This window comes from Chryseobacterium sp. DZ-32, from assembly GCF_059587025.1.
This window is the reverse complement of sequence record NZ_JCAIOM010000025.1, coordinates 57,638-65,784: the sequence shown is the minus strand read 5'-3', so window position 1 is coordinate 65,784 and position 8,147 is coordinate 57,638. Positions and strand designations below refer to the sequence as shown.

At 38.0% G+C, this 8,147-nt stretch carries 8 protein-coding genes; 7 read left to right on the top strand and 1 reads right to left on the bottom strand.

Annotation, left to right across the window (positions count from 1 at the left end; genetic code table 11):
• From AC59HC_RS21250 to AC59HC_RS21230, 5 genes are all read left to right on the top strand, one after another.
• The coding region (locus tag AC59HC_RS21250; RefSeq protein ID WP_496559308.1) for a protein-disulfide reductase DsbD family protein at positions 1 to 1,651 on the top strand (1,651 nt) is incomplete at its 5' end.
• A 135-nt stretch (positions 1,652 to 1,786) separates the two neighbouring features.
• Positions 1,787 to 3,322, top strand: coding sequence for a T9SS type A sorting domain-containing protein (locus AC59HC_RS21245; protein ID WP_343643372.1), 1,536 nt, complete (start codon positions 1,787 to 1,789; stop codon positions 3,320 to 3,322).
• Between the two features lie 181 nt (positions 3,323 to 3,503).
• The gene (locus AC59HC_RS21240; RefSeq protein ID WP_120232708.1) at positions 3,504 to 4,028 is read left to right on the top strand and encodes a biopolymer transporter ExbD; all 525 of its coding nucleotides are present in this window, start codon (positions 3,504 to 3,506) and stop codon (positions 4,026 to 4,028) included.
• Between the two features lie 110 nt (positions 4,029 to 4,138).
• Complete coding sequence (locus tag AC59HC_RS21235; protein WP_343643373.1) at positions 4,139 to 4,921, top strand: alpha/beta fold hydrolase; 783 nt, start codon at positions 4,139 to 4,141, stop codon at positions 4,919 to 4,921.
• A gap of 71 nt (positions 4,922 to 4,992) precedes the next feature.
• Positions 4,993 to 5,799 carry a patatin-like phospholipase family protein gene (locus tag AC59HC_RS21230; protein ID WP_062675737.1) on the top strand — a complete coding sequence of 269 codons (807 nt, stop codon included), beginning with the start codon at positions 4,993 to 4,995 and terminating at the stop codon, positions 5,797 to 5,799.
• Positions 5,800 to 5,832: 33 nt separating this feature from the next.
• Here AC59HC_RS21230 and AC59HC_RS21225 read toward each other — a convergent pair whose 3' ends face one another.
• The gene (locus AC59HC_RS21225; RefSeq protein ID WP_110011456.1) at positions 5,833 to 6,837 is read right to left on the bottom strand and encodes a DHH family phosphoesterase; all 1,005 of its coding nucleotides are present in this window, start codon (positions 6,835 to 6,837) and stop codon (positions 5,833 to 5,835) included.
• 236 nt (positions 6,838 to 7,073) lie between these two features.
• Here AC59HC_RS21225 and rpmH point away from each other — a divergent pair, with 236 nt between their 5' ends.
• A complete protein-coding gene (gene rpmH / locus AC59HC_RS21220) occupies positions 7,074 to 7,232 on the top strand; it encodes a 50S ribosomal protein L34 (protein ID WP_002976260.1) in 159 nt (52 codons plus the stop codon).
• A gap of 153 nt (positions 7,233 to 7,385) precedes the next feature.
• Positions 7,386 to 8,096: a cell division ATP-binding protein FtsE gene (locus AC59HC_RS21215; RefSeq protein WP_076594903.1), complete on the top strand. Its 711-nt coding sequence runs from the start codon at positions 7,386 to 7,388 to the stop codon at positions 8,094 to 8,096.
• Positions 8,097 to 8,147 lie beyond the last annotated feature (51 nt).

Here is an 8,147-nt window from a genome sequence, read left to right as displayed (position 1 = left end):
TCCCAATACATTAGAATTCAATCAAAAAGTTACTCCAAAAGGGGCAGCGGAAGAGGCTGCAGCCGAGGAAAACGCAGCGCCTGTAAAGGATTCAGTGAAAGTTACCGGGACCGTTACTGAAAATCCTGCAAAAACTGAAACTGCGATCACAGAAGCTTCAAAACTGGATCCAAAGCAGTTGAAAATTGCAACCATCGATTTCAAAAAGCCATTGACAGATTGCGGTACTGCGTCTGCCAAAGTGGATGAAAATTACTGGACGTATCTATTCCTTGGATTTATCGGAGGATTAATCGCTTTGCTTACGCCATGTGTGTTCCCGATGATCCCATTAACGGTTTCTTTCTTTACCAAAGGAAGTAAAAACAAAGCCAAAGGAAAAAGAGACGCTCTTATTTATGGCTTTTTTATCCTTCTGATCTTTGTTTTATTAAGTATTCCTTTCCACATTATTGATGGAATTGCCGGAAATATCTTCAATGAAATTTCCACAAGTGTATGGCTGAACATTGCGTTCTTCATCATATTCATCTTCTTTGCCGGAAGTTTCTTCGGGTATTATGATATCACGCTGCCAAGTTCTATCGCCAACAAATCTTCCAAAGCGGAAGAAGCGGGAGGAATTATCGGTATTTTCTTCATGGCATTAACGTTGGTGATTGTTTCTTTCTCCTGTACAGGACCTATTTTAGGAAGTTTACTGGGAAGTGCAGTAACAGGTTCATCCAATGTTCCTATGCTGCTGACCTTTGCTTTGGCTGGATTCGGGCTGGCATGGGCGATTATTTTTGGACTGCTGGCATTATTCCCGCAGGCATTACAAAGCCTTCCGAAATCCGGAGGATGGATGAATACGGTAAAAGTTGTTTTAGGATTCGTAGAACTGGCATTAGCATTGAAATTCTTGTCTAAAGCCGATCTTGTATCCAAAACATTCTTCTTAAAAAGAGAACTTTTCATTGCGATCTGGATTATTATCGCCTTAGGATTAGCAATCTATTTATTAGGATTGATCAGATTCCCTCATGATGATAAAAAGCCTAAAATCTCTATCACCAGAAAAATATTAGGGGTATTGGGAATTGGTTTCGTGATCTATCTGGTTCAAGGGTTAATCCCATCTGACCGTCCGAAACTTCAGTTATTAAGTGGAATTTTACCTCCACTCAATGTAAGCTATTTCCATGATGAAAAAGACGGAATTTTAGGAATGCATCCGGAGCACGATTTCTTCAAAGCTGTAGAACTGGCCAAAAAAGAAGATAAACCAATCCTGATCGACTTTACAGGATACGGTTGTGAAAACTGTAGAAAAATGGAGGAATTTGTTTGGAGCGAACCAGATATCTTACCGATTCTTCAGAACGATGTAGTACTGGCTTCTCTCTATGTAGACGATAAGGAAGAGCTTCCTGAGGATCAGAAAACCAAAATCGACCTTGGAGACGGACAGATCAAGAAGGTAAAAACAATTGGAGACAGATGGAGTTTATTCCAGCAGGTGAACTTCAATAATAACTCTCAACCTCACTATGTTTTAATTACTCCTGATGGTAAAGTAATCAACACGCCTGTTTCAGGATATATGCCTAAAGAGGATTTCAAAAAATTCCTTGAATGCGGAGTAAATTTCTATAAAAAGAATAAATAAATTATTTACATATCATTTAAAAACTCACACTTTATCGTGTGAGTTTTTTGTTTTAAAGAATTAAATAAACAATAAAACACCAAACGTAGGCTAAAATTAATTATATTTGAATAACTATCACCAATTCAAATACATATGAGATATTTAACATCTACTTTTTTATTTCTTATCTATTCCATATTAGCAGCCCAGTCTGCCCCTTCCATAGAATGGCAAAAAGCATTGGGAGGCACCCATGGTGAATCTGCGAATGCCGTTCAGCAAACCTCCGACGGAGGATACATTGTAGCCGGACATTCTATGTCCAATGATGGAGATGTCACCGGGAATCATGGAGGAGGAGATTACTGGATCGTAAAATTAAACCCTGCGGGAGGCATACAATGGCAAAAAACGTTAGGAGGAAGCAATGTTGATGATGCACAATCCATCCGTCAAACTACCGATGGAGGATATATTATTGCCGGATCATCCAATTCCGGTGACGGGGATATCAGCGGAAATCATGGAAATTATGATTACTGGATTGTAAAACTTGATTCCAACGGGAATATGCAATGGCAGAAATCGCTGGGTGGAAGCAGTGTGGATATGGCACAATCTATTCAGCAGACTTCTGAAGGAGGATATATTGTAGCCGGATCTTCAAGTTCCAATGACGGAGATGTGAGCGGAAATCATGGAGGAGGAGACTATTGGATCGTAAAATTAGATATTAACGGAAATATACAATGGCAAAAATCGCTGGGTGGAAGCAGCAGTGAACAGGTCAATTCTGTGCAGCAAACTTTTGATGGTGGGTATATTATTGCAGGAACCACCGTGTCTACAGATGGCGATATTACTGTAAGCTACGGGAACAATGACTTTTGGGTAGTAAAACTCGATTCCGGCGGAAATATGCAATGGCAAAAAACGTTGGGCAATATTGGTGATAACATAGGATATTATGCGCAACAGACTTTTGATGGCGGCTATATTGCCGTGGGCACTTCTTTTAATCCTTCAAATCTTGAAAGCGGACTTCCGGATTATTGGGTTATCAAACTAAGCAATAACGGAACCATCGAGTGGGATAAATATTTTGGAGGAAGTTTTCATGACAACGCCATAACTATTCGTCAGACTCCCGAATGGGATTATATTGTTGCTGGCTGGACAGCTTCCAACAACGGACAGGTAACCAATCACCACGGTAATCTGGATTACTGGATCATAAAACTGGACAGCAGCGGAAATCTGAAGTGGGAGAAAACCCTGGGAGGTCCCGATTTCGATTACTTAACTGCTCTTGAACTGACCGCTGATAACGGATATATTGTTTCAGGAAGTACAGGATCCACAAGTGGAGACGTTACCGGACATCATGGTATGATCGATGCCTGGGTAGTTAAATTAAGTCCTGAACAGCTTGGCATTCCGGAAAATCAACAGAGGCATAAACCCAACCTCTACCCTAACCCTGCAAAAGACTTTTTCTATTTAGATCATCTGCCCCGGGAAAGTACTATTAGCATTACTGATATGTCCGGACGAAAACTTTTCTCTCAAAAATATAACGAAGAAAAAATTAAAATCAGCACATCTGCATTCATGGAAGGACTTTATATGGTACAGGTAAAAAACAGAGAAGAAATTATTCTAACAAAGAAAATAACAATCACCCGGTAACCCCTTAAAAATATCATAATTACCCTTTTCCTTCAAGAAAAGTATTAAAAACAGAAATAGGTAAAATTTATACAATAATAATCAATAGATTCATGAATCTATAAAGTTTTTAACAATCAAGGCATATGTTTTGTATGAATTCTTCAAAAAAAATATAGTCTAACATTTAAAAACTTTAATCATGGCAGAAGTAATTGCACAAGAAAAACAAGGCGGAAAGCAAAAGAAAAAAATGATCCGAGTGGACATGACGCCTATGGTCGATCTGGGATTCCTACTCATCACTTTCTTCATGTTCACCACTAATTTTACAAAACCTAATGTAATGGACCTGGGACTCCCTGCAAAAGATCCAAATCCCAGTTCTATTGATAAACCGGTAATTGGAGATCAAAACCAGATTACCTTTATCCTTGGAAAAGACAACCGGGTATTTTATCATCAGAGCAATCAGAAAGATTTGAATACAGGAAACCTGAAAGAAACAGATTTCAGTGGAATAAAAATTTCAAAGATCATTGCTGAAGCGTATAAAAATGCTCCTGCACCCAACAAATTCACAGTGATTGTAAAACCAACAGATGAAGCCAACTACAAAAATTTTGTAGACATGCTGGACAACCTTGCTATTTCTAAAAAGGAACGATATGGCGTAACAGACATCAAACCTTGGGAAACAAAGGTTTATAAGGAATTAACTCAATAAAAGACAAGGGCATTTTTTAAATGCTCTTTTTTTGACTAAATTTGAAAGGAGAAAAAGATCCACAGTATGTAAGCTGCTGTATTATTTTTAACCTTCTAAATTTTGGAATCATGCTGAACTTTGAAAGAAAAGGAAACGGAAAAGAAACGTTGGTACTTCTTCACGGATTTATGGAAAATCTATCCATCTGGAGTGATATGGAACATCACCTTTCCAAAGATTTTTCACTGCTCAAAATTGACCTTCCCGGCCATGGACAGTCTGAAATTCTGGCTGAAGTTCACACCATGGAACTGATGGCTGAAGAAGTAAAAAAAGTATTGGATGATCAGCATTTAGAAAAAATACATCTTCTGGGACATTCTATGGGAGGATATACATCTCTCGCTTTTGCAGAGAAGTATCCTGATTCTTTAAAAAGTCTTACATTATTTTTCTCTACGTATTTTCCGGATGATGAAGAGAAAAAACAGCAGCGGATCAAAAGCTACAGAATTATCAAGGATGCTTTCGCCCACTATGCAAGAGCCGGAGTTCCCAATTTATTCAATCCAAATGAAAGGGATATCCTGGAAGGTAAAATAGAAACCGCGCTTGAAACAGCCCTTTCCACCAACAATCTGGGAGCACTTGCCTGTGTAAAAGGTATGGTGGAAAGAACCGACAAAAAGCATGTGCTGGAAAACCTGGAAGCTAAAATCTTAGTACTGGCGGGTAAACATGATAATGCGGTAAAAACGGATATGATGATCAAACATCTTCCGGACAGAACGAATATCAAATCTTATATCCTGGACTGCGGACACAACGGTCATTGGGAAAAGCCAGGAATCTGCGCAGAAATCATCAATACAGAACTTCTTCACAATCTTCCTAAAAAACTGGTTTTATAAAACAGGTTACCTGACAAATTAAGCTGTGCATAACAAAAAATCCTGTATATTAGTAGAGGATAATTTGGGTAATGGCTTTATTTTCATTCAAAAAAAAGAAACCACCGGCACCACCGGTTATCGGACTTACACTTTCAGGCGGAGGAATGCGTGGGATTGCTCATATCGCCGTACTGAAAGCTTTGGAAGAATACAATCTGAAACCACACATTATTTCAGGAACCAGCGCAGGATCCATCATTGGTGCTTTTTATTCTTTTGGAAAAACGCCGGAAGAGATGATGGAAATTGTCAAGCAAACTTCTTTTTTTTCCAGGTCATCTTTAAAATTATCCAAAAACGGAATCTTCAGTTCCAATTTTATTTTAAAACTGTTCAAAGATTATTTCCCTGAAGACAATTTCGGTATTTTAAAAATTCCGGTGTATGTAGCCGCAACGGAAATGACTCATGGCATTGTAGATTTCTTTTCTGAAGGAGAGCTTTTTGGACCATTACTGGCTTCCTCAAGCGTTCCTTTTATTCTTCCACCGGTAAGAATTGGTGAGAAAATTTATGTGGATGGCGGCGTTCTGGATAATCTTCCCATTGAGCCTATCATGGATAAATGTAATTTTCTGATTGCCTCTCATGTCAATTCCATCAGCTATGATGAGTTAAGCAAGATGAGCCTGATGAAAGAATTCGACAGAATCCTTCACTTAGCGATCGCAAAGTCGGTCTATTCTAAAGCAAAATACTGCAATATTTTTCTTGATCCGCCCAAAATGACGAAATACAGTCTTTTCAACAAAAGATATATGGATGAAATGTTTCAGCAAGTGTATGATTATACCTGCCAGGAGCTTGAAGAAAAGGGGTTTCGTAGAAGTATTTAGAAGTTAATCAGAAAAATTTACAGATTTTTGCCTCTATAAACCTTCCTCTTTTACTTTTTCTTTGAAGTTGACGATCGTTCCCGCTAAAGAATCTAAAGATTTCCCTCCGGCTGCATTAATATGCCCGCCACCATTGAAATATTTTCTTGAGAATTGGTTCACATCCACATCATCTTTACTTCTGAAAGAAATTTTAACGAAGTCTTCGTACAGATCTTCCATAAAGAATGCTGACATTTTCACTCCGGCAATACTCAAACCATAATTCACAAAACCTTCTGTATCTCCTTTCTGGAAACCAAATTCTTTCAGTTCGTTTCTTGTCAGGCTTAAAACCGCTACGGTTCCGTCATTCACCACTTCTATTCTTCCAAGAACCAAAGCAAGCAAATGCAGGCGGGAAACCGTATTGGTATCCCATGTATTGGAAGTAATCATGGCAGGGTCTGCACCGTGTTCAATAAGATTAGCAATAATCCTGTGGGTAGTAGCACTGGTAGAACGAAAACGGAAACCTCCTGTATCCGTCATGATTCCGGTATAAAGACATTCCGCCATATCCTGGTTCACCAGCTTTTCATCCTCCATTGCTTCAATGAAATGATAAATCATCTGTGAAGTGGCAGGAATGACTGTATCAGAATACACAAAATCAAATTGTTCCGGTTGTTGGTGATGATCAATAAGGATTTTCTTCCCCGGAGCTTTTACCAGCCAGTCTCCTAATAATCCTATTCTTGACGGAGAATTAAAATCCAGGCAGAAAATAACATCTGCTCCCGCAATCAAATCCGCAGCCAGTTTTCTTTTATATTCTGCAATAATAACTTTTTTAGATTCCGGCATCCATTTCAGAAATTTCGGAAAATCATTGGGTACGATAACCTCCGCATGAATTCCTTTTGCTTTCAGATAATGTTTTAATCCAAGGCTTGAACCAATAGCATCTCCATCCGGGTTATAATGGGTAAGGATCACTATTCTGCTATCCTGGGTAAGTAATGTATTGATATCTAAAAGTTCTGCTGGTGTAAACATCCGGTGTTTATTTTTCGTTAAAATTAAAGTTTTCAAAGATAGAGCTTTTATATAAATCATTTAAATATTATTTTTGTACCGGAAAAATGGTTTTGTGATGAGGGTTTGTTAATACCCTACCAAAAAACATTACATTTAATTTTAAAAAAAGATAATTAAAGTTTGTAACTTATAAAAATTTATATATCTTTGCAACCTGAAAATTAATAGATTAATTACGATTTAAACATATAGTAATGAGTAAAAGAACATTCCAGCCATCAGAAAGAAAGAGAAGAAACAAACACGGTTTCAGAGAAAGAATGTCTACGCCAAATGGAAGAAGAGTTTTGGCTGCGAGAAGAGCTAAAGGCAGAAAGAGATTAACTGTAAGTGCTGCACGCGCTAAGAGATAATTTCTAATTATCATATACAAAACATGCTTGAGAAGATCCTTTTCAGGCATTTTTTGTTGTTAAAATTTACTAAAATTTAGGCTACATCAACATCTTTTTTCTATTTTTAGAAGTTGAAATATTTTTATAAGAAACAGCCTTTAAAATTAAATTATGCCACATACCAATATCTCCGGAGACAATATTATAAGTTTGCAGCACGCGAAGATTGCGCAAAAAAATTTCACTGTTCTTTCTGATGTAAATCTTAACATTAAAAAAGGTAGATTCTGCTACCTTATCGGAAAAACAGGTTCCGGAAAAAGCTCCCTTCTGAAAACGCTTTACGGACACATTCCATTGGCATCAGGACATGGGGCTGTTGTAGGATTTGATCTGGCAAAACTAAAGCCGTCTGATATCCCTAATTTAAGAAGAAAACTGGGAATTGTATTTCAGGATTTCCAGCTGCTTTCAGACAGAACGGTTGAGAAAAACCTGAAGTTCGTTCTTGAAGCAACAGGATGGAATGATAAAGTAAAAATGGAAGACCGTATCAACGAGGTGTTGGGAAGCGTGAACATGAAAAGCAAGAAGCACAAAATGCCTCACGAACTTTCCGGAGGGGAACAGCAGCGTATTGCCATCGCAAGAGCCCTTCTGAATCACCCGGATCTTATCTTAGCCGATGAGCCAACAGGAAACCTTGACCCTGAGACTTCCAACGAAATTATGACGCTATTAAAGCAGGTTGCCCTTGAAAATGGAGCTGCTGTAGTAATGGCAACACATGATTACCACATGATTCAGAACTTCCCTGGTGAAGCCATCAGATGTGAAGACGGAAAAGTTTCTGTATTGGATACTTCAGAATTATTTGAATAAGAATAAAAAATAAGAAGGTCAGAAATAACTAACTTCTAAAATCTAATTTCT